Annotated in this window: 19 protein-coding genes; 3 read left to right on the top strand and 16 right to left on the bottom strand. The window is 68.8% G+C overall.

Annotated features, from left to right (window positions below; genetic code table 11):
• From nuoN to ACFWBT_RS29935, 14 genes are all read right to left on the bottom strand, one after another.
• Positions 1-1,730, bottom strand: a 1,730-nt coding sequence (nuoN, locus tag ACFWBT_RS30000; RefSeq protein ID WP_385705947.1) for an NADH-quinone oxidoreductase subunit NuoN, incomplete at its 3' end; no start/stop codon positions are given.
• Entirely contained in the window at positions 1,727-3,298 is a 1,572-nt protein-coding gene (locus ACFWBT_RS29995) for an NADH-quinone oxidoreductase subunit M (protein WP_385705946.1), read from the bottom strand. The genes ACFWBT_RS29995 and nuoN, both read right to left, overlap by 4 nt.
• 5 nt (positions 3,299-3,303) lie before the next feature.
• The gene (gene nuoL, locus ACFWBT_RS29990; protein ID WP_385705945.1) at positions 3,304-5,217 is read right to left on the bottom strand and encodes an NADH-quinone oxidoreductase subunit L; all 1,914 of its coding nucleotides are present in this window, start codon (positions 5,215-5,217) and stop codon (positions 3,304-3,306) included.
• Positions 5,218-5,231: 14 nt separating this feature from the next.
• Complete coding sequence (nuoK, locus tag ACFWBT_RS29985; protein WP_004927567.1) at positions 5,232-5,531, bottom strand: NADH-quinone oxidoreductase subunit NuoK; 300 nt, start codon at positions 5,529-5,531, stop codon at positions 5,232-5,234.
• Complete coding sequence (locus tag ACFWBT_RS29980; protein WP_385705943.1) at positions 5,528-6,343, bottom strand: NADH-quinone oxidoreductase subunit J; 816 nt, start codon at positions 6,341-6,343, stop codon at positions 5,528-5,530. Before ACFWBT_RS29980 ends, nuoK begins: the two co-directional genes overlap by 4 nt.
• On the bottom strand, positions 6,340-6,969 hold the full coding sequence (gene nuoI / locus ACFWBT_RS29975; protein ID WP_385705941.1) for an NADH-quinone oxidoreductase subunit NuoI: 630 nt from the start codon (positions 6,967-6,969) through the stop codon (positions 6,340-6,342). The genes ACFWBT_RS29980 and nuoI overlap by 4 nt, the downstream gene beginning before the upstream one ends.
• Positions 6,962-8,335, bottom strand: a complete 1,374-nt coding sequence (gene nuoH / locus ACFWBT_RS29970; RefSeq protein WP_385705940.1) for an NADH-quinone oxidoreductase subunit NuoH — start codon at positions 8,333-8,335, stop codon at positions 6,962-6,964. Before nuoH ends, nuoI begins: the two co-directional genes overlap by 8 nt.
• Entirely contained in the window at positions 8,332-10,836 is a 2,505-nt protein-coding gene (locus tag ACFWBT_RS29965; RefSeq protein ID WP_385705938.1) for an NADH-quinone oxidoreductase subunit G, read from the bottom strand. Before ACFWBT_RS29965 ends, nuoH begins: the two co-directional genes overlap by 4 nt.
• The gene (nuoF, locus tag ACFWBT_RS29960) at positions 10,833-12,182 is read right to left on the bottom strand and encodes an NADH-quinone oxidoreductase subunit NuoF (protein ID WP_266761568.1); all 1,350 of its coding nucleotides are present in this window, start codon (positions 12,180-12,182) and stop codon (positions 10,833-10,835) included. The genes ACFWBT_RS29965 and nuoF overlap by 4 nt, the downstream gene beginning before the upstream one ends.
• Positions 12,182-13,024: an NADH-quinone oxidoreductase subunit NuoE gene (gene nuoE, locus ACFWBT_RS29955; RefSeq protein ID WP_385705936.1), complete on the bottom strand. Its 843-nt coding sequence runs from the start codon at positions 13,022-13,024 to the stop codon at positions 12,182-12,184. The genes nuoF and nuoE overlap by 1 nt, the downstream gene beginning before the upstream one ends.
• A complete protein-coding gene (locus tag ACFWBT_RS29950; RefSeq protein ID WP_385705934.1) occupies positions 13,021-14,361 on the bottom strand; it encodes an NADH-quinone oxidoreductase subunit D in 1,341 nt (446 codons plus the stop codon). The genes nuoE and ACFWBT_RS29950 overlap by 4 nt, the downstream gene beginning before the upstream one ends.
• Entirely contained in the window at positions 14,358-15,098 is a 741-nt protein-coding gene (locus tag ACFWBT_RS29945; protein ID WP_356469736.1) for an NADH-quinone oxidoreductase subunit C, read from the bottom strand. The genes ACFWBT_RS29950 and ACFWBT_RS29945 overlap by 4 nt, the downstream gene beginning before the upstream one ends.
• Positions 15,095-15,649 (bottom strand): NADH-quinone oxidoreductase subunit B family protein, encoded by a 555-nt coding sequence (locus ACFWBT_RS29940; protein WP_266761563.1) that lies wholly within the window; start codon positions 15,647-15,649, stop codon positions 15,095-15,097. Before ACFWBT_RS29940 ends, ACFWBT_RS29945 begins: the two co-directional genes overlap by 4 nt.
• A gap of 13 nt (positions 15,650-15,662) precedes the next feature.
• Complete coding sequence (locus tag ACFWBT_RS29935; RefSeq protein ID WP_007383963.1) at positions 15,663-16,022, bottom strand: NADH-quinone oxidoreductase subunit A; 360 nt, start codon at positions 16,020-16,022, stop codon at positions 15,663-15,665.
• A gap of 712 nt (positions 16,023-16,734) precedes the next feature.
• Between ACFWBT_RS29935 and ACFWBT_RS29930 the strand changes: the two genes are divergently transcribed.
• Positions 16,735-17,568, top strand: a complete 834-nt coding sequence (locus ACFWBT_RS29930; RefSeq protein ID WP_385705931.1) for a C40 family peptidase — start codon at positions 16,735-16,737, stop codon at positions 17,566-17,568.
• Between the two features lie 291 nt (positions 17,569-17,859).
• On the opposite strand, the gene ACFWBT_RS29925 is transcribed toward ACFWBT_RS29930, so the two are convergent.
• On the bottom strand, positions 17,860-19,161 hold the full coding sequence (locus ACFWBT_RS29925) for a geranylgeranyl reductase family protein (protein ID WP_266761560.1): 1,302 nt from the start codon (positions 19,159-19,161) through the stop codon (positions 17,860-17,862).
• A gap of 98 nt (positions 19,162-19,259) precedes the next feature.
• Here ACFWBT_RS29925 and ACFWBT_RS29920 point away from each other — a divergent pair, with 98 nt between their 5' ends.
• Together ACFWBT_RS29920 and ACFWBT_RS29915 are read left to right on the top strand one after the other, a co-directional pair.
• Positions 19,260-19,766, top strand: coding sequence for a GNAT family N-acetyltransferase (locus tag ACFWBT_RS29920; protein WP_385705929.1), 507 nt, complete (start codon positions 19,260-19,262; stop codon positions 19,764-19,766).
• Positions 19,767-19,847: 81 nt separating this feature from the next.
• Positions 19,848-20,180, top strand: a complete 333-nt coding sequence (locus ACFWBT_RS29915) for a PASTA domain-containing protein (RefSeq protein WP_351124539.1) — start codon at positions 19,848-19,850, stop codon at positions 20,178-20,180.
• Positions 20,181-20,214: 34 nt separating this feature from the next.
• Here ACFWBT_RS29915 and ACFWBT_RS29910 read toward each other — a convergent pair whose 3' ends face one another.
• The gene (locus ACFWBT_RS29910; RefSeq protein WP_385705926.1) at positions 20,215-20,910 is read right to left on the bottom strand and encodes a demethylmenaquinone methyltransferase; all 696 of its coding nucleotides are present in this window, start codon (positions 20,908-20,910) and stop codon (positions 20,215-20,217) included.
• Positions 20,911-21,016 lie beyond the last annotated feature (106 nt).

Genomic DNA, 21,016 nt, shown 5'->3' with positions numbered 1-21,016 from the left:
TCGCGAACACCGCGGCCACCAGCGGGGACCTGCGTCCGAGACCCGCCCACTTGGACAGGTGCGTGGCCTCGCCGCCAGCGTCCCGTACGAGCGTGGCCCGCCAGGTCCAGGAAGTACTGCGGCGCCACACCCAGCACCAGGGTGACCGCGACGCCCACGGCGATGGCCGTCATGGTCAGTGGCGACGGCACGGCGACCGTCGGCCCCTCGGGCTTCGGCTCACTGAAGAACATGAGCACGATCACGCGGATGTAGAAGAACGCCGCGATGGCCGACGAGATCACACCGACCACGACCAGCGCGCCCGCGCCGCCCTCGGCCGCCGCCTTGAACACGGCGAACTTTCCTGAGAAGCCCGAGGTCAGCGGGATACCCGCGAAGGCCAGAAGGAAGATCGCGAACACCGCGGCCACCAGCGGGGACCTGCGTCCGAGACCCGCCCACTTGGACAGGTGCGTGGCCTCGCCGCCAGCGTCCCGTACGAGCGTGACGACGGCGAAGGCGCCGATCGTGACGAAGGAGTACGCGCCCAGGTAGAAGAGCACCGACGAGACGCCGTCCGGCGAGGTCGCGATGACACCCGCGAGGATGAATCCGGCGTGGGCGATCGACGAGTACGCCAGGAGCCGTTTGATGTCGGTCTGGGTGATCGCGATGATCGCGCCGCCCAGCATGGTGACGATCGCCACGGCCCACATGACCGGCCGCCAGTCCCAGCGCAGGCCCGGCAGGACGACGTACAGCAGACGCAGCAGCGCGCCGAACGCGGCCACCTTCGTCGCCGCCGCCATGAAGCCGGTGACCGGGGTCGGCGCTCCCTGGTAGACGTCCGGTGTCCACATGTGGAAGGGCACCGCGCCGACCTTGAAGAGCAGGCCCATGACGACCAGGGCGGTGCCGATGAGCAGCAGCACGTCGTTGCCCATGGTGCCGGCGAGCGCCGGATCGACGTTCGTGACCGTGCCGTCGACGACGTGCGCGATCGTCGCGTACGACACCGAGCCCGCGTAGCCGTACAGCAGGGCGATACCGAAGAGCGTGAACGCGGAGGCGAAGGCGCCGAGCAGGAAGTACTTGACCGCCGCCTCCTGCGACATGAGCCGCTTGCGGCGGGCCACGGCGCACAGGAGGTACAGCGGGAGGGAGAAGACCTCCAGCGCGATGAACAGCGTCAGCAGGTCGTTGGCCGACGGGAAGACCAGCATGCCGCTGATCGCGAAGAGCAGCAGCGGGAACACCTCGGTGGTGGTGAACCCGGCCTTCACTGCGGCCTTCTCGCTGTCGCTGCCGGGCACCGAGGCGGCCTGGGCGGCGAAGGAGTCGACCCGGTTCCCGTGGGCCTCCGGGTCGAGGCGTCGCTCGGCGAAGGTGAAGACGCCGAGGATGCCGGCCAGCAGGATCGTGCCCTGCAGGAACAGGGACGGTCCGTCGACCGCGATCGCGCCCATCGCCGCGATGTGCGCCTTCGTGGTGCCGTATCCGCCCGCCGCGAGCGCGACGACCGCGGCGAACGCCGCGGCGAGTGCGACGACGGCGACGAACACCTGTGTGTAGTAACGCGACTTGCGCGGAACGAAGGCCTCGACCAGCACCCCGACGATCGCCGCACCGATAACGATCAAGGTGGGCGACAATTGCCCATATTCGATCTTCGGTGCGTCGATCTTGGAGATCGGATCGGCCGCGGTTGCCGCCGTTGTCCACAGGCTGTGGACGGCTGATGCGCTCACTTGGCCGCCTCCACCTCAGGCTGGGGGTCCGTCTTGTGTACATCTGACATGGTCTGCTGTACCGCCGGGTTGACGATGTCGGTAAGCGGCTTCGGGTAGACGCCCAGGAAGATCAGCAGAGCGATCAGCGGGGCGACCACCAGGAGCTCGCGCACCCTGAGGTCCGGCATCTCGGCCACCTCCGCCTTGACCGGGCCCGTCATCGTCCGCTGGTAGAGGACGAGGGTGTAGAGCGCGGCGAGCACGATGCCGAAGGTGGCGATGATGCCGACGGCCGGGTAGCGCGTGAACGTGCCCACCAGGACCAGGAATTCACTCACGAAGGGCGCGAGACCGGGGAGCGAGAGGGTCGCGAGACTGCCGATCAGGAAGGTGCCCGCGAGCACCGGTGCGACCTTCTGCACGCCTCCGTAGTCGGCGATCAGACGCGAGCCGCGCCGCGAGATCAGGAAGCCCGCCACCAGCATCAGGGCGGCGGTCGAGATCCCGTGGTTGACCATGTAGAGCGTCGCGCCCGACTGGCCCTGACTGGTCATCGCGAAGATGCCCAGGATGATGAACCCGAAGTGCGAGATCGACGCGTAGGCGACCAGTCGCTTGATGTCCCGCTGTCCGACCGCGAGCAGCGCCCCGTAGATGATGCTGATCAGCGCCAGGACGAGGATCACGGGCGTCGCCCACTTGCTCGCCTCCGGGAAGAGCTGGAGGCAGAAGCGGAGCATCGCGAAGGTGCCGACCTTGTCGACGACCGCCGTGATCAGCACGGCGACCGGCGCGGTGGCCTCACCCATGGCGTTGGGCAGCCAGGTGTGCAGCGGCCACAGGGGCGCCTTCACCGCGAAGGCGAAGAAGAAGCCGAGGAAGAGCCACCGTTCGGTGCTGGTCGCCATGTGCAGCGATCCGTCGGCCCGGGCCTGGACGATCTCCTGGAGCGAGAAGTTCCCGGCCACCACGTAGAGGCCGATCACGGCGGCCAGCATGATCAGGCCGCCGACCAGGTTGTAGAGGAGGAACTTCACCGCGGCGTACGAGCGTTGCGTCGCCGCCACCTCGTCGCCGTGCTCGTGGGCCTTGTCCCCGAAGCCGCCGATGAGGAAGTACATCGGGATGAGCATGGCTTCGAAGAAGATGTAGAAGAGGAAGACGTCGGTGGCCTCGAAGGAGATGATCACCATCGCCTCGACGGCCAGGATCAGGGCGAAGAAGCCCTGCGTCGGCCGCCACCGCTTGTTGCCGGTCTCGTGCGGGTCGGCGTCGTGCCAGCCCGCCAGGATCACGAACGGCATCAGCAGCGCGGTGAGCGCGACGAGCGCCACCCCGATGCCGTCCACACCCAGTTCGTAGCGCACCCCGAAGTCCGCGATCCAGGCGTGGGATTCGGTGAGCTGGTAGCGGTCACCGCCGGGGTCGAACCGCACCAGGGTGATCACGGCGAACACCAGGGTGCCGAGGGAGACGAGCAGCGCGAGCCACTTGGCGGCGACGCGCCGCGCGGCCGGCACGGCGGCCGTGGCGATCGCTCCGAGGGCCGGGAGCGCCGCCGTCGCTGTCAGCAGAGGAAAGGACATCGGTATCAGACCGCCCTCATCAGCAGGGTCGCGGCGACGAGGATCGCCGCACCGCCGAACATCGAGACCGCGTAACTGCGCGCATAGCCGTTCTGCAGCTTGCGCAGCCGCCCGGAGAGGCCGCCGACCGAGGCCGCCGTCCCGTTGACGACTCCGTCGACCAGGGTGTGGTCGACGTACACCAGGGAGCGCGTGAGGTGCTCGCCGCCGCGGACCAGGACGACATGGTTGAAGTCGTCCTGGTACAGGTCGCGTCGGGCCGCCCGGGTGAGCAGGGAGCCGCGCGGGGCGACGACCGGGACGGAGCTGCGACCGTACTGGAGGTAGGCGATGCCGACGCCGACGACCAGCAGCACCATGGTGGCCAGCGTCACCGTGAGGGCACTGACGGGCGAGTCGCCCTCCGAGTGCCCGGTGACCGGCTCCAGCCAGTGCAGGAAGCGGTCGCCGATGCTGAAGAAGCCACCCGCGAACACCGACCCGAAGGCCAGCACGATCATCGGGATCGTCATGGACCTGGGCGACTCGTGCGGGTGCGGCTCGTGGCCGTCCGCGTCGGGCTGCCAGCGCTTCTCCCCGAAGAAGGTCATGAGCATCACGCGCGTCATGTAGTACGCGGTGATCGCCGCGCCCAGCAGGGCCACGCCGCCGAGGATCCAGCCCTCGGTGCCGCCCTTGGCGAAGGCCGCCTCGATGATCTTGTCCTTGGAGAAGAAGCCGGACAGGCCCGGGAAGCCGATGATCGCGAGATAGCCGAGGCCGAAGGTCACGAACGTGATCGGCATGTACTTCCTGAGGCCGCCGAACTTCCTCATGTCGACCTCGTCGTTCATGCCGTGCATGACCGAACCGGCGCCGAGGAAGAGACCGGCCTTGAAGAAGCCGTGCGTCACCAGGTGCATGATCGCGAAGACGTAGCCGATGGGGCCGAGGCCCGCCGCCAGCACCATGTAGCCGATCTGCGACATGGTCGAGCCGGCGAGCGCCTTCTTGATGTCGTCCTTCGCGCAACCGACGATCGCACCGAACAGGAGCGTGACGGCGCCCACGACGGTGACGACGAGCTGCGCGTCGGGCGCTCCGTTGAAGACGGCCGCCGAACGCACGATCAGGTACACGCCCGCGGTCACCATGGTGGCGGCGTGGATGAGGGCCGAGACCGGGGTCGGGCCCTCCATCGCGTCTCCGAGCCAGGACTGCAGCGGCACCTGGGCGGACTTGCCGCAGGCGGCGAGCAGCAGCATCAGGGCGACGGCGGTGAGCTTGCCCTCGGTGGCGTCCCCGACCAGACCGGGGTGTTCCTCGGTGCCGAGCAGGGGCCCGAAGGCGAAGGTCCCGAAGGTCGTGAACATCAGCATGATGGCGATGGACAGGCCGATGTCGCCGACACGGTTGACCAGGAAGGCCTTCTTGGCGGCGGTGGCGGCGCTGGGCTTGTGCTGCCAGAAGCCGATCAGCAGGTACGAGGCGAGACCGACTCCCTCCCAGCCGACGTACAGCAGCAGGTAGTTGTCGGCGAGGACGAGCAGCAGCATCGCCGCCAGGAACAGGTTCAGATAGCCGAAGAAGCGGCGGCGGCGCTCGTCGTGCTCCATGTACCCGATCGAGTACAGGTGGATCAGCGAGCCGACGCCGGTGATCAGCAGGACGAACGTCATCGACAACTGGTCGAGCTGGAAGCCGACGTCGGCACGGAAGTCCCCGACGGCGATCCAGCTGTACAGATGCTGCGTAAGGGTCCGGTCCTCGGGGCTCTTCCCCAGCATGCCGGCGAAGAGCACGGCGGCGATCACGAAGGAGGCCGCCGCGAACGCGGTGCCGAGCCACTGGCCGACGGCATCCAGCCGCCGTCCGCCGCACAGCAGCACGACCGCTCCGAGCAGAGGCGCCGCTACCAGCAGCGCAATCAGGTTCTCCACGATTCAGCGACCCCTTACAGCTTCATCAGGCTGGCGTCGTCGACCGAGGCCGAGTGGCGGGAACGGAACAGCGACACGATGATCGCGAGCCCGACCACGACCTCCGCGGCGGCGACGACCATCGTGAAGAAGGCGATGATCTGGCCGTCGAGATTGCCGTGCATACGGGAGAAGGCGACGAAGGCGAGGTTGCAGGCGTTGAGCATGAGCTCGACGCACATGAACACCACGATCGCGTTCCGCCTGATCAGCACACCGGTGGCGCCGATCGTGAACAACAAGGCGGCGAGATAGAGGTAGTTGACCGGGTTCACTGGGACGCCTCCTCCGTCTTCGTGCGCTCCAGGCGCTCCTCGGCACGCTGCTCCAGCGCCTTCAGATCGCTCAGTGCGTCGGCCGACACGTCACGGATCTGGCCGCGGTCGCGCAGCGTCTTGCTGACGGTCAGCTCGGACGGAGTGCCGTCGGGGAGCAGGCCCGCGATGTCCACCGCGTTGTGCCGGGCGTAGACACCCGGTGCCGGCAGCGGCGGTACGTGCTTGCCTTCGCGCACGCGCTGCTCGGACATCTCGCGCTGGGTCTTGGCGCGCTCGGTGCGCTCGCGGTGCGTGAGCACCATGGCGCCGACGGCGGCCGTGATGAGCAGGGCGCCGGTGATCTCGAAGGCGAACACGTACTTCGTGAAGATGAGGGCGGCGAGGCCCTCCACGTTGCCGTTCGCGTTCGCCTTGGCCAGGCCGTTGAAGTCCTTGATCGACGCGTTGCCGATACCGGCGAACAGCAGGACCCCGAAGCCCAGTCCGCAGACCAGGGCCAGCCAGCGCTGCCCCTTGATGGTCTCCTTCAGCGAGTCCGCCGCGGTGACACCGACGAGCATGACGACGAACAGGAAGAGCATCATGATCGCGCCGGTGTAGACGACGATCTGGACGATGCCCAGGAAGTACGCGCCGTTGGCGAGGTAGAACACGGCCAGGATGATCATGGTCCCGGCGAGGCACAGAGCGCTGTGGACGGCCTTCCTCATGAAGACGGTGCACAGGGCGCCGATCACCGCGACGGTACCGAGGACCCAGAACTGGAAGGCCTCTCCGGTGGAGGTGGAGTAGGCGGCCAGGTCGGTCATGCCCCCGCCCCCTCTCCGGCAGCCGTGCCCGACGGGCTCGCCGAGGGATGCGACTCGCCCTTGGAGACGGCCACCTGGCGCTCCGTACCGGGCGCCGCCTCCGTCACCAGACCCTGGTAGTAGTCCTGCTCGTCCGTGCCCGGGAAGATCGAGTGCGGTGACTCGACCATGCCTTCCTCGAGTCCGGCGAGCAGCTGCTCCTTGGTGTAGATCAGGTTGGCGCGACTGCTGTCGGCGAGCTCGAACTCGTTCGTCATCGTCAACGCGCGCGTGGGGCACGCCTCGATACACAGGCCGCACAGGATGCAGCGGGCGTAGTTGATCTGGTAGACGCGGCCGTACCGCTCGCCCGGGGAGTAGCGCTCCTCCTCGGTGTTCTCCGCGCCTTCCACATAGATGGCGTCCGCGGGGCAGGCCCAGGCGCACAGCTCACAGCCGATGCACTTCTCCAGGCCGTCCGGATGACGGTTGAGCTGGTGCCGGCCGTGGAACCGCGGCGCGGTGGTCTTCTGCTGCTCCGGGTACTGCTCGGTCAGCCGCTTCTTGAACATGGCCTTGAAGGTCACGCCGAAACCGGCGACCGGGTTCTGGAAACCCGGTTTGGTCTCCTTCGGCTCCTCAGCCATCGGACCCCTCCTTTCCGTCACGAGATCCGGCAATCGATCCGTCACTCGCAGTATCGGACCCGCCACTGACAATCAACTCCCGCTCGCGGCGCGGACGACGCCGGGGCACCGGCGGCAGCTCCTGGCCGGGCAGCGGGGGCACGGGGAATCCACCGGCCATCGGGTCGAAGGCGGCCGGCTCGGCGGGCGCTTCCTCAGCCCCCCGCTTGTCACGGAAGATGTCCGTCGCGAACGACAGCAGCAACAGGACGAGGACGCCTCCGCCGACGTACAGGGCGATGTCCGCGAAGTCGTAGTTCTCGTTCCGCAGCGTCCGTACCGTCGCGACGAGCATCAGCCACACCACGGAGACCGGGATGAGGACCTTCCAGCCCAGCTTCATCAACTGGTCGTAGCGCACACGCGGCAGCGTGCCGCGCAGCCAGATGAAGAAGAACAGCAGCAGCTGCACCTTCACCACGAACCAGAGCATCGGCCACCAGCCGTGGTTGGCGCCCTCCCAGAAGGTGCTGATCGGCCACGGGGCCCGCCAGCCGCCCAGGAAGAGCGTCGTCGACACGGCCGAGACCGTCACCATGTTCACGTACTCGGCGAGCATGAACAGCGCGAACTTGATCGACGAGTACTCGGTGTTGAAGCCGCCGACCAGGTCGCCCTCGGACTCCGGCATGTCGAACGGGGCCCGGTTGGTCTCACCGACCATCGTGATGATGTAGATCAGGAACGACACCGGCAGCAGGACGATGTACCAGCGGTCCTGCTGCTGCTCGACGATCACCGAGGTCGACATCGAGCCGGAGTAGAGGAACACCGACGCGAACGCGGCGCCCATGGCGATCTCGTACGAGATCATCTGCGCGCAGGACCGCAGACCCCCGAGCAGCGGATAGGTGGATCCGGAACTCCAGCCGGCGAGCACGATCCCGTAGATGCCCACCGAGGCCACCGCGAGGATGTAGAGCATCGCGATCGGCAGGTCGGTGAGCTGCATCGTGGTGCGCTGGCCGAAGATCGAGATCTCGTTGTCCGCGGGCCCGAAGGGGATCACCGCGATCGCCATGAAGGCCGGGATGGCCGCGACGATCGGCGCGAGGACGTAGACCACCTTGTCCGCGCGCTTGACGATGAGGTCTTCCTTGAGCATCAGTTTGACGCCGTCGGCGAGCGACTGGAGCATCCCCCAGGGCCCGTGCCGGTTGGGACCGATGCGCAGCTGCATCCAGGCGACGACCTTGCGCTCCCACACGATGGAGAACAGCACGGTCACCATCAGGAAGGCGAAGCAGAACACCGCCTTGACGACGACCAGCCACCAGGGGTCACGGCCGAACATCGAGAGGTCTTCAGCAGCGAGGTACGGCGTCATGCCTCCACCTCCTTTTGAGCCTCGGCGGCGACGGTCGCCGGACCGATGCGGACGAGTGCGCCGGGCAGCGCCCCGGTGTCGGAGGCGACGCCCTTTCCGCTCGAGTTCAGCGGGAGCCAGACCACGCGGTCGGGCATCTCGGTGATCTGCAGCGGGAGTTCGACCACTCCGGCGGGACCGCTGACGGCGAGAACGTCGCCGTTCTTGACCCCGGCCTCGGCGGCCGTGGCGGGCGACACGCGCGCGTGCGCGGCGTGCCGGGTCCCGGCGAGCGCGTCGTCGCCCTCCTGGAGGCGCCCGCGGTCGAGCAGCAGCCGGTGCCCGGCCAGTACGGCCTCACCGGCGGCCGGGCGCGGCAACTGCACCCCGGTCTCCAGGGGTGCGGTGGCGTGCGGCCCGTCCCAGGCGCCGAGCCGGTCGAGCTCTCCGCGCGCGGTGCGCAGATCCGGCAGCCCCAGGTGTACGTCCATGGCGTCGGCCAGCATCTGCAGGACGCGCGCGTCCGCGGGTGCCAGGCGCCGGGTCATCTGGTCGGGCTTGAGCGCCGCCTCGAAGGAGCGGACCCGGCCTTCCCAGTTGAGGAAGCTTCCGGCCTTCTCCGCGACCGCGGCGACCGGCAGGACGACGTCCGCGTGCTCGGTGACCTCGCTGGGCCGCTGTTCGAGCGACACCAGGAAGCCCACCTCGGACAGGGCCGCACGCGCGCGTGCCGGGTCGGGAAGGTCGGTGACCTCCACGCCCGCGACCACCAGCGCCCGCAGCTCTCCGCCGGCGGCCGCCTCCACGATCTGGCCGGTGTCGCGGCCGTAGCGGTGCGGGAGTTCGGAGACGCCCCAGGCGGCCGCGACCTCGTCCCGCGCGCGCGGGTCGGTGGCCGGGCGCCCGCCCGGCAGCAGCGACGGAAGCGCGCCCGCCTCGATCGCGCCGCGCTCCCCGGCCCGGCGCGGAATCCACACCAGGTGGGCGCCGGTGGCGGTGGCGGCCCGCACGGCGGCGGTGAGCCCGCCCGCCACGGCGGCCAGCCGCTCACCGACGGCGATCACCGCGCCCTCGGCCCGCAGCGCCTCGGCGGCCTTGGCTCCGTCGCCCTCCAGACCGACGCCGCTCGCGAGCGCGTCCAGCCACTCGGTCTCGGTGCCGGGCGCGGCCGGCAACAGCGTGCCGCCCGCCTTCTCCAGTCCGCGTGTGGCGTGCGTGGCGAGCGAGAAGGTCTTCTGACCGTGCCCGCGCCACGCCTTGCGCAGGCGCAGGAAGACACCGGGCGCCTCCTCCTCGGACTCGAAGCCCGCCAGCAGGACCGCGGGCGCCTTCTCCAGGGAGGCGTACGTGACGCCCGTACCGTCGAGATCCCTTCCGCGTCCGGCGACCCGGGCGGCCAGGAAGTCGGCCTCCTCGGAGCTGTGCACGCGCGCGCGGAAGTCGATGTCGTTCGTGTCGAGGGCCACGCGCGCGAACTTGCTGTACGCGTAGGCGTCCTCGACGGTGAGCCGACCGCCGGTGAGGACACCGGCCCGGCCGCGGGCCGCCGTCAGCCCCCGTGCCGCGGCCTCCAGGGCCTCCGGCCAGGACGCGGGCTCAAGAACACCCTCGGCGTTGCGCACCAGGGGCGTGTCGAGGCGGTCGCGCTGCTGCGCGTACCGGAACCCGAACCGCCCCTTGTCGCAGAGCCACTCCTCGTTGACCTCCGGGTCCGGGGCCGCGAGGCGCCGCATCACCTTGCCGCGCCGGTGGTCGGTGCGTGTCGCGCAGCCGCCGGAGCAGTGCTCGCACACGGAGTGCGAGGAGATGAGGTCGAAGGGGCGCGAGCGGAAGCGATACGCCGCCGATGTGAGCGCGCCCACCGGGCAGATCTGGATCGTGTTCCCGGAGAAGTACGACTCGAACGGGTCGCCGTCACCGGTGCCGACCTGCTGGAGCGCGCCCCGCTCGATCAGCTCGATCATGGGGTCGCCGGCGATCTGGTTGGAGAAGCGGGTGCAGCGGGCGCAGAGCACGCACCGCTCGCGGTCGAGCAGCACCTGCGTGGAGATCGGGACCGGCTTCTCGTACGTCCGCTTCCTGCCCTCGAAGCGGGACTCGGCGTTGCCGTGAGACATCGCCTGGTTCTGCAGGGGGCACTCGCCGCCCTTGTCGCAGACGGGGCAGTCCAGCGGGTGGTTGATGAGCAGCAGCTCCATCACCCCGTGCTGCGCCTTCTCGGCCACCGGCGAGGTGAGATGCGTCTTGACGACCATCCCGTCCGTACAGGTGATCGTGCAGGACGCCATGGGCTTGCGCTGGCCCTCGACCTCGACGATGCACTGGCGGCAGGCGCCGGCCGGGTCGAGGAGCGGGTGGTCGCAGAACCGGGGGATCTCGATGCCGAGTTCCTCGGCGGCCCGGATGACCAGGGTGCCCTTGGGCACGCTGATCTCGACGCCGTCGATCGTCAGCGAGACGAGATCCGCCGGGGGGACCGCCGCTTCCCCGCCTCCGGAGGGAGCGCTGGTGGTCACTGTCATGCGTTCACCTCCGTGTGCTTGTCCGCCCAGGCCGTCGACCTGGCCGGGTCGAAGGGGCAGCCGCGGCCCGTGATGTGCTGCTCGTACTCCGCGCGGAAGTACTTGAGCGAGGAGAAGATCGGCGAGGCGGCACCGTCGCCGAGGGCGCAGAAGGACTTGCCGTTGATGTTGTCGGCGATGTCGTTGAGCTTGTCGAGGTCGGACATCACGCCCTTGCCGGCCTCGATGTCGCGCAGCAACTGCACGAGCCAGTAGGTCCCTTCGCGGCAGGGCGTGCACTTGCCGCAGGACTCGTGGGCGTAGAACTCGGTCCAGCGGGTGACGGCGCGTACGACACAGGTCGTCTCGTCGAAGCACTGGAGTGCTTTCGTGCCGAGCATGGAACCCGCGGCGCCCACTCCTTCGTAATCAAGGGGGACGTCGAGGTGCTCGTCGGTGAACATCGGGGTCGAGGAGCCGCCCGGCGTCCAGAACTTCAGCCGGTGGCCGGGGCGCATCCCGCCGCTCATGTCGAGGAGTTGGCGCAGCGTGATGCCGAGCGGGGCCTCGTACTGGCCGGGGCTGGCGACATGGCCGCTGAGCGAGTAGAGCGTGAAGCCCGGAGACTTCTCGCTGCCCATCGACCTGAACCATTCCTTGCCTTTTTGGAGAATGGCGGGAACTGACGCGATCGATTCGACGTTATTTACAACAGTTGGGCACGCATAGAGGCCCGCGACAGCGGGGAAAGGGGGACGGAGCCGCGGTTGTCCACGGCGGCCTTCGAGCGAGTCGAGCAGCGCGGTCTCTTCACCGCAGATGTACGCGCCCGCGCCCGCGTGCACGGTGAGCTGGAGGTCGAGTCCGCTGCCCAGGATGTTCTCGCCGAGGAAGCCCGCCTCGTAGGCCTCGCGTACGGCCTCGTGCAACCGCCGCAATACGGGGACCACTTCACCGCGAAGATAGATGAAGGCATGCGAAGACCGGATGGCATAGCACGCGATCACAATGCCCTCGATGAGGCTGTGCGGGTTCGCGAAGAGGAGCGGGATGTCCTTACAGGTTCCCGGCTCCGACTCGTCGGCGTTGACAACTAGATAGTGTGGTTTGCCATCGCCCTGCGGAATGAACTGCCATTTCATTCCCGTGGGGAATCCCGCTCCGCCTCGGCCGCGCAGTCCGGAGTCCTTGACGTACGCGATCAGGTCGTCCGGTGACATGGCGAGTGCCTTGCGCAGGCCCTCGTACCCCTCGTGCCTTCGGTAGACGTCCAGCGTCCAGGACCTGTCCTCGTCCCAGAAGGCCGACAGCACGGGTGCGAGCAGCTTCTCGGGACTCGTTTCGTTGATCTCGGCTGCCAAGGTCATCACTCCCCCTCCTCTGCGACAGGACCCGCCGGGTGGGACGGGTCGGAGGCCGACGTGTCCTGCGGCGCGTCGTGCGAGCTCGGGTGCTCGGCGGGCCGCTGGTTCTGCGGCGCCCCTCCGCCGCGCGGATGCACCACGCGCGCGGGAGCGCTCTCGCCCTTGGCCAGGCGCAGCCCCACCAGTGAGGCGTGGCCCGCGCTCCCGCCGCCTTCCACCGCGCCCTCGCGCTCGTCGGGGAAGCCCGCCAGGATCCGGGCGGTGTCCTTGAAGGTGCACAGACGGGCGCCGCGGGTCGGCTCGACGTCGGCTCCCTCGCGCAGGTCGTCGACGAGGCGCTTGGCCGAGTCCACGGTCTGGTTGTCGAAGAACTCCCAGTTGACCATCACGACCGGCGCGAAGTCGCAGGCCGCGTTGCACTCGATGTGCTCCAGCGTGACCTTGCCGTCGCCGGTGGTCTCTCCGTTGCCGACGCCCAGGTGGTCCTGGAGAGCCTCGAAGATGGCGTCGCCGCCCATGACGGCACACAGGGTGTTGGTGCAGACACCCACCTGGTAGTCACCGCTCGGCTTGCGCCGGTACATCGAGTAGAAGGTCGCGACGGCGGTCACCTCGGCCGTCGTCAGACCCAGTACCTCCGCACAGAACCGCTGTCCCGTGCGCGTGACATGGCCCTCCTGCGACTGCACGAGATGCAGCAACGGAAGGAGCGCCGAGCGGGAGTCGGGGTAGCGGGCGATGATCTCGCGCGCGTCCGCCTCGAGCCGGGCCCGGACATCGGCCGGGTAGTCGGGCGCGGGCAGTTGGGGCATGCCCAGGCTGACGCCCTCGGGGGTCGTGGTCACCGGTCGACGCCTCCCATCACGGGGTCGATGGACGCGACGGCGACGATGACGTCGGCGACCTGGCCGCCTTCGCACATCGCCGCCATGGCCTGCAGGTTGGTGAAGGACGGGTCGCGGAAGTGGACCCGGTAGGGGCGGGTGCCTCCGTCGGAGACGACGTGCACCCCGAGCTCGCCCTTGGGCGACTCGACCGCCGCGTACGCCTGTCCCGGCGGCACGCGGAAGCCCTCGGTCACCAGCTTGAAGTGGTGGATCAGGGCCTCCATGGAGGTGCCCATGATCTTCTTGATGTGGTCGAGCGAGTTGCCGAGACCGTCGGGGCCGAGCGCGAGCTGGGCGGGCCAGGCGATCTTCTTGTCGGCGACCATGACCGGGCCGGGCTGGAGCCGGTCCAGGCACTGCTCGATGATCCGCAGCGACTGGCGCATCTCCTCCAGGCGGATCAGGAAGCGCCCGTAGGAGTCGCAGGTGTCGGCGGTCGGGACCTCGAAGTCGTAGCTCTCGTAGCCGCAGTAGGGCTGGGACTTGCGCAGGTCGTGCGGGAGGCCCGCCGAGCGCAGGACCGGGCCGGTGGCGCCGAGGGCCATGCAGCCGGCGAGGTCGAGATAGCCGACGTCCTGCATGCGGGCCTTGAAGATGGGGTTCCCGGTGGCGAGCTTGTCGTACTCGGGAAGGTTCTTCTTCATCTTCTTCACGAACTCGCGGATCTGGTCCACGGCGCCCGGGGGCAGGTCCTGGGCGAGTCCGCCGGGGCGGATGTACGCGTGGTTCATCCGCAGGCCGGTGATCAGCTCGTAGATGTCCAGGATGAGCTCACGGTCACGGAAGCCGTAGATCATGATCGTGGTGGCGCCCAGCTCCATGCCTCCGGTGGCGATACACACCAAATGGGAGGAGAGTCGGTTCAGCTCCATGAGGAGCACGCGGATGATCGAGGCGCGGTCGGGGATCTCGTCCGTGATCCCGAGGAGCTTCTCGACGCCGAGGCAGTACGCCGTCTCGTTGAAGAACGGCGTCAGGTAGTCCATGCGCGTCACGAACGTGGTGCCCTGGGTCCACGTACGGAATTCGAGGTTCTTCTCGATACCGGTGTGGAGGTAGCCGATGCCGCAGCGGGCCTCGGTGACCGTCTCGCCGTCGATCTCCAGGATGAGCCGGAGCACGCCGTGGGTGGACGGGTGCTGCGGGCCCATGTTGACAATGATGCGCTCGTCGTCGGACTTAGCCGCGGACTGGGCGATCTCGTCCCAGTCGCCGCCGGTGACCGTATATACGGTGCCCTCGGTCGTCTCGCGGGCCGAAGCGGCTGATGCCCCGGAAGGGGTCTGCGTGCTCATGAGTACGACCTCCGCTGGTCCGGAGCCGGGATCTGGGCGCCCTTGTACTCGACGGGGATGCCGCCGAGGGGGTAGTCCTTGCGCTGCGGGAAGCCTTGCCAGTCGTCCGGCATCATGATCCGCGTCAGCGCCGGGTGACCGTCGAAGATCAGCCCGAAGAAGTCGTACGTCTCGCGCTCGTGCCAGTCGTTCGTCGGATAGACGGAGACGAGCGAGGGAACGTGCGGGTCCGCGTCGGGGGCGCTGACCTCCAGGCGGATCAGCCGGTTGTGGGTGATCGAGCGCAGGTGGTAGACGGCGTGCAGCTCGCGTCCCTTGTCGTGCGGGTAGTGGACGCCGGAGACGCCGGTGCACAGCTCGAACCGGAGGGCCGGGTCGTCGCGCAGGGTCTGGGCGACACGGAGCAGGTACTCGCGTTCGACGTGGAAGGTGAGCTCGTCGCGGTCGACGACCGTCTTGTCGATGACGTTCTCGGGGACGAGTCCCTGTTCCTCCAGGGCGCCCTCCAGCTCGTCGGCCACCTCGTCGAACCAGCCGCCGTAGGGGCGGTTGGCCGCGCCGGGGAGCCGGATCGAGCGGACCAGGCCGCCGTAGCCGGAGGTGTCGCCGCCGTTGTTGGCGCCGAACATGCCGCGCTGGACGCGGATCTCCTCGCCCTTGTCGCCTCGCTGGCCGGGGAGGTTGGAGGCGCCGAGGTCCTTCTCGGGGTTGACCCCGTTGCCGTTCGCGTCGCTCACCGCAGCAGGCCCTTCATCTCGATGATGGGAAGCGCCTTGAGCGCCGCTTCCTCCGCCTCGCGGGCCGCTTCCTCGGCGTTCACGCCGAGCTTGGAGCTCTGGATCTTCTGGTGGAGCTTGAGAATCGCGTCCATCAGCATCTCGGGCCGCGGCGGGCATCCGGGCAAATAGATGTCGACCGGGACGATGTGGTCGACGCCCTGCACAATGGCGTAGTTATTGAACATTCCGCCCGATGACGCACAAACCCCCATGGAGATGACCCACTTGGGGTTGGGCATCTGGTCGTAGACCTGCCGCAGCACCGGCGCCATCTTCTGGCTCACCCGGCCGGCCACGATCATCAGGTCGGCCTGGCGGGGTGACCCGCGGAAGACCTCCATGCCGAAGCGGGCCAGGTCGTAGCGCCCGGCGCCGGTCGTCATCATCTCGATGGCGCAGCAGGCGAGTCCGAATGTCGCGGGGAAGACGGACGCCTTGCGCACCCAGCCCGCGGCCTGCTCGACGGTGGTCAGCAGGAATCCGCTCGGCAGCTTTTCTTCGAGTCCCATGCTTAAAGGCCCCTCAGTCCCATTCCAGGCCGCCACGCCGCCATACGTACGCGTACGCGACGAAGACGGTGAGCACGAAGAGCAGCATCTCCACGAGCCCGAAAACACCCAGGGCGTCGAAGGTGACGGCCCAGGGGTAGAGGAAGACGATCTCGATGTCGAAGACGATGAAGAGCATCGCCGTCAGGTAGTACTTGATGGGGAAACGCCCGCCGCCGGCCGGCGTGGGGGTCGGCTCGATCCCGCACTCGTACGCTTCGAGCTTGGCGCGGTTGTAGCGCTTCGGACCGATCAGCGTGGCCATGACCACGGAGAAGATCGCAAAGCCTGCCCCGAGGGCTCCCAGTACGAGGATCGGCGCATACGCGTTCACGCTCCTCGCTCCTCTCAGTCGGCACTGACTGGTGGCGGTTCGGCGAGCCTGCACCCCTGCCTCGACAGGACCGCGAACCCCACCCGTCCCGGCGAAGATCGCGGACATGTGAAGCAGGTCACAAGCCCAACTGCCTCGCATCTTATGCCCGGCGGTCTGTGATCTGCGACACGGGGTATTGCACAAGCTTTGTGATCTCCACCACCTGACGAACGATCATGAAGTCGGATGAGCAGTGATCTTCACACGCGAAGCGTCAGGTCGATCACCAGACGTGACATTTTCGTTCATCGCCGCAGGCCGGAGGTGGCGTCTCAATATCAAGAGACTTCCGCTGCATGCAAATTGGCGCTGGGTGCACCCCCTTGATAGAGGAGCGCGTTCACACTTCGGGGTGGCCGCGCGGACAGAAGTGGACACGTGCACGCGTTCACGAGCGGGGGCGGCCGGGGCCGACGCGCGGGACGCGACCGCCCGGGTGACCGTTCCGTGACCTGCGCCACATCTACCTATGGGTCAGATAAGCCGGGCTTGGCCATCGGCTTCAACCGGTGGTAGGTGGCGGGCAATTCGGACGTAATACTGAAAGGCCATGATCACGGGCTTGGTGGACGGTGTCCGCAATGCCCGTTACGGCGTCAATAAAGAGTGACGCGCGACGAATTCGGCCGCCCATTGAACAACTGTGGCGCACCACACGTTTCTTGAAGGTATGGAGGAGCCCCTGGTACCGCTAGTACCCATGTCCCACACTGCACACATACGAAGCCACCGGAAACCCCGCCGCAACGCCTCGTCGCTCGCGATGCGCGCCGGAGTTGCCGGTGGCGTTCTCAGCACCCTGGCAGTGGCCGGGGCGGCGGGTTCGGCGAACGCTGCCGAGCCCGTGACGCAGACCCTCGAACTGCCCACCCTGACGGCCGACCTGGCCGCCCAGGTCGCGCAGTCCGCGGACGCCACCCAGCAGGCCGCGGCCAACTACGAACTGCAGGCCGAGCGTGACGCGGCCGCCGCCAAGGCCGCCAAGCAGGCCAAGGCCGACCTGGCCGACGCCAAGAAGAAGGCGGAGGCCAAGAAGAAGGCCGAGGCCGCACGGAAGGCCGCAGCGGCCGAGGCCGTCTCGCGCTCCTCGGCGCGGACCGTCCTGTCCGCCGGCGCTTCGACGTCCACGAACGTCGCCGCCCCGGCCAGCGGCAGCGTCGCGACCGTGGTCGCGTTCCTCAAGGCGCAGGTCGGCGACGCGTATGTCATGGGCGGCACCGGACCCAACGCGTGGGACTGCTCGGGTCTTGTGCAGGCGGCGTTCAAGCAGGTCGGCGTCGACCTGCCGCGCGTCTCCCAGGGCCAGTCGACGTCCGGTACGCCGGTTTCGCTGTCCAATCTCCAGGTCGGCGACATCCTGTACTGGGGTTCCGCCGGTTCGGCGTACCACGTCGGTGTGTACATCGGTGACGGTCAGTACCTGGACGCGGCCAACCCGTCCAAGGGTGTCGTGATTCAGGATCTTTCGGGCTACCCGGCGACGGGCGCGGTCCGCGTGCTCTGACCCGCGAGTGTCTTCCGGAGGACCGCTTCCTGTGCGGGGAGCGGTCCTTCGGGCTGTCCCGGCACAGGAAGCGACGGCCTGCGGCAGGGCGGGCGTCCGGCACGGGAGACCGACGGACCGCCGCCGGCCGCGGTGACCCGCGCGCCCGAAACGGATGCCCGGGCGGCGCGAGACGACGGCCGGGCGGCGCGAGACGACGGCCGGGCGGCGCGAGCGGGTGGTGGCCCGTCGCGCCGCCGAGGAGAGCGGGCTGATTCGGTGACCCCTCGGGGGGCGCTCCGGTCGCTCCGGTCAGGCCTTGGGGGCCACCTTCGACAGGCCGTTGATGATGCGGTCCATCGCGTCGCCGCCCGTGGGGTCGGTGAGGTTCGCGAGCATCTTCAGAGTGAACTTCATCAGCATCGGGTGGGTCAGACCGCGCTGGGCGGCGATCTTCATGACCTTGGGGTTGCCGATGAGCTTCACGAAGGCGCGGCCGAGCGTGTAGTAGCCGCCGTAGGTGTCCTTGAGGACGCGCGGGTAGCGCTGGAGGGCCAGTTCGCGCTGGCCGGGAGTGGCGCGCGCGTGGGCCTGGACGATGACGTCGGCGGCGATCTGGCCGGACTCCATGGCGTAGGCGATGCCCTCGCCGTTGAAGGGGTTCACCAGGCCGCCCGCGTCACCCACCAGCAGCAGGCCCCTGGTGTAGTGCGGTTGACGGTTGAAGGCCATCGGGAGGGCGGCGCCGCGGATCGGGCCGGTCATGTTCTCGGGCGTGTAGCCCCAGTCCTCCGGCATCGAGGCGCACCAGGCCTTCAGTACCTCGCGCCAGTCCAGCTCCTTGAAGGAGTCGGAGGTGTTGAGGACGCCGAGACCGACGTTCGAGGTGCCGTCGCCCATGCCGAAGATCCAGCCGTAGCCGGGCAGCAGACGGTCCTCCGCGCCCCGGCGGTCCCACAGCTCCAGCCAGGACTCCAGGTAGTCGTCCTCGTGACGCGGCGAGGTGAAGTACGTACGGACGGCGACGCCCATCGGGCGGTCCTCGCGGCGGTGCAGGCCCATCGCCAGGGAGAGCCGGGTGGAGTTGCCGTCGGCCGCCACCACCAGGGGGGCGTGGAAGGTCACCTCCCGCTTCTCCTTGGAGTCGGCGTCGCCCAGCTTCGCGCGCACGCCGGTGATGCGGCCGGTGCGGTCGTCGATGATCGGGGCGCCGACGTTGCAGCGCTCGTACAGCCGCGCGCCCGCCTTCTGCGCCTGCCGTGCCAGCTGCTCGTCGAAATCGTCCCGCTTTCGCACGAGTCCGTAGTCGGGGAACGAGGCGAGATCCGGCCAGTCGAGCTGGAGCCGCACGCCGCCGCCGATGATCCGCAGGCCCTTGTTCCGGAGCCAGCCGGCTTCCTCGGAGATGTCGATGCCCATCGACACGAGCTGCTTGGTGGCGCGCGGGGTCAGACCGTCGCCGCAGACCTTCTCGCGCGGGAAGGCCGTCTTCTCCAGGAGCAGGACATCGAGCCCCGCCTTCGCCAGGTAGTACGCGGTGGTGGAACCTGCTGGCCCCGCCCCGACGACGATGACGTCGGCGGTGTTTTCGGAGAGGGGTTGGGGCTCGGTCACGGCGGGGTCTCCCCAAGGCTCGAAATCAACGTGCCGACGGGCACTGGACATGGGCAGTCTATGCAGCGGTACCGATCACCTGGCTGAAGGGCTGCCCCGTGAACCGAGCTCTCCCCGATGTACGACTGCGCGTCCCCACCGACGAGGACGCTCTCGCATGGCACCGGATCTTCGACGACCCGGAGGTCATGGAGTTCCACGGGGGCCGCGCGGCCGAGCCGTCGGTCTACGAGGAACTCACGGCGCGCCAGCGGCGGCACGACGCGGAGCACGGGTTCTGCCTGTGGACGATGGTCGGCCCCGAGGACGAGGTACTGGGCTTCACCGGCGCGCAGCCGTGGCCGCACGCCTGGGGGCCGGCCGGGCAGATCGAGATCGGCTGGCGGCTGGGACGGGCGCACTGGGGCAAGGGGTACGTCACGGCGGCCGCGCTGACCACCCTGGAGCGGGTCCGCGCGGCGGGTGTCACGGACGTCGTCGCGATGGTCAACGCGGGCAACGCCCGTTCCATCGCCGTGACCCGACGGCTCGGCATGGAGCTCGCCGAGCGGTTCACGCTGCCCTCGTCGCAGCAGGAGGGCCACCGCTACCGGCTGGCCCTCTGACGGAGCCCGGCATGCCTCCACACGGCTTCCGGAAGGGCACGGGCGAGGCTTACCCTTCCGGTACCGCTGGGGGTGACGTCTGTGCGCATAACGCCCAAGACACCCGAAGTGCGCGTACCGCGGCTCGTCGGTCTGATGGCCGTGGACGCGCGTGAGACGGCAGAGGCGCGCGGTGTGCTGCTCGCCGCGCCCGACCGGCCCGACTTCCATCGGACGGTGGTCGACTACGTCGTACGGCAATTTCCGCAGCCCGGTGCCGAGGTGCCGCGCGGAGCGGTCGTCACCGTGTGGTTCGACCTCGGGGACGCGGAGGGCGGCGCGGGAGTGCGCGAACCCCGGCCGCCGCGTCCGCCGTCGGGAGGGCTTCGCCGCGAACTCGACCAGCCCGGCGACCCCTTCGAGGTCCTCAGGTAGCCGGGAGGGTGGCCGAGAGGGCGGGCCCCGGCGGTCAGGCCTCCTTGTAGCCCCGGTGGAGGGCCACGATGCCGCCCGTCAGGTTGCGCCAGGCGACCTTCGACCAGCCGGCCTTCTTCAGCCGTTCGGCCAGTTCCGGCTGGGTCGGCCAGGCGCGGATGGACTCGGCGAGATAGACGTACGCCTCGGGGTTGGAGGAGGCGGCGCGGGCGACCGGGGGCAGCGCGCGCATCAGGTACTCGGTGTAGACCGTGCGGAACGGCGCCCAGGTGGGGTGTGAGAACTCGCAGATCACCACGCGTCCGCCGGGCTTCGTCACGCGGTACAGCTCGCTGAGCGCGGTGTCGGTGTCCTGCACGTTGCGCAGCCCGAAGGAGATCGTGACGGCGTCGAAGGTGTCGTCCTTGAACGGCAGCTTGGTCGCGTCACCGGCCGTCAGCGGCAGCCAGGGGTGGTTGCGCTTGCCGACACGGAGCATCCCGAGGGAGAAGTCGCAGGGGACGACGTAGGCGCCGGTGCGGGCGAAGGGGAGGGACGAGGTCGCGGTACCGGCCGCGAGGTCCAGGATCTTCTGTGCGGGGCGCGCGTCGACCGCCTTCGCGACCTCCTTGCGCCACACGCGGTCCTGGCCGAGCGACAACAGGTCGTTCGTCAGGTCGTACCGTTCCGCCACGTCGTCGAACATCGAGGCGACTTCGTGCGGCTGCTTGTCCAGGGATGCGCGGGTCACGGTCCCCATTGTGGCAGTACGGGCCCGGCGGCTCTCCGGCGCCCGGCCGGGAATCGGCCGCTGTTCCCGGCGCACGGGAAAAGCGCCGCACCCGCTCCCCTGAACC

It is taken from the genome of Streptomyces sp. NPDC060027, from assembly GCF_042737005.1.
GTDB lineage: Bacteria > Actinomycetota > Actinomycetes > Streptomycetales > Streptomycetaceae > Streptomyces.
The sequence above is the reverse complement of the archived record's forward strand: the minus strand, read 5'-3'. Positions and strand labels throughout refer to the sequence as shown.

Coding starts and splice junctions, on each gene's coding strand:
- ACFWBT_RS29980 (WP_385705943.1), bottom strand. CDS start 6,343: ATGACCGACCTGGCCGCCTACTCCACCTCCACCGGAGAGGCCTTCCAG.
- nuoH (WP_385705940.1), bottom strand. CDS start 8,335: ATGACGCCGTACCTCGCTGCTGAAGACCTCTCGATGTTCGGCCGTGAC.
- ACFWBT_RS29940 (WP_266761563.1), bottom strand. CDS start 15,649: ATGGGACTCGAAGAAAAGCTGCCGAGCGGATTCCTGCTGACCACCGTC.
- ACFWBT_RS29965 (WP_385705938.1), bottom strand. CDS start 10,836: ATGACAGTGACCACCAGCGCTCCCTCCGGAGGCGGGGAAGCGGCGGTC.
- ACFWBT_RS29950 (WP_385705934.1), bottom strand. CDS start 14,361: ATGAGCACGCAGACCCCTTCCGGGGCATCAGCCGCTTCGGCCCGCGAG.
- nuoI (WP_385705941.1), bottom strand. CDS start 6,969: ATGGCTGAGGAGCCGAAGGAGACCAAACCGGGTTTCCAGAACCCGGTC.
- nuoF (WP_266761568.1), bottom strand. CDS start 12,182: ATGACCTTGGCAGCCGAGATCAACGAAACGAGTCCCGAGAAGCTGCTC.
- ACFWBT_RS29930 (WP_385705931.1), top strand. CDS start 16,735: ATGGAGGAGCCCCTGGTACCGCTAGTACCCATGTCCCACACTGCACAC.
- ACFWBT_RS29995 (WP_385705946.1), bottom strand. CDS start 3,298: ATGTCCTTTCCTCTGCTGACAGCGACGGCGGCGCTCCCGGCCCTCGGA.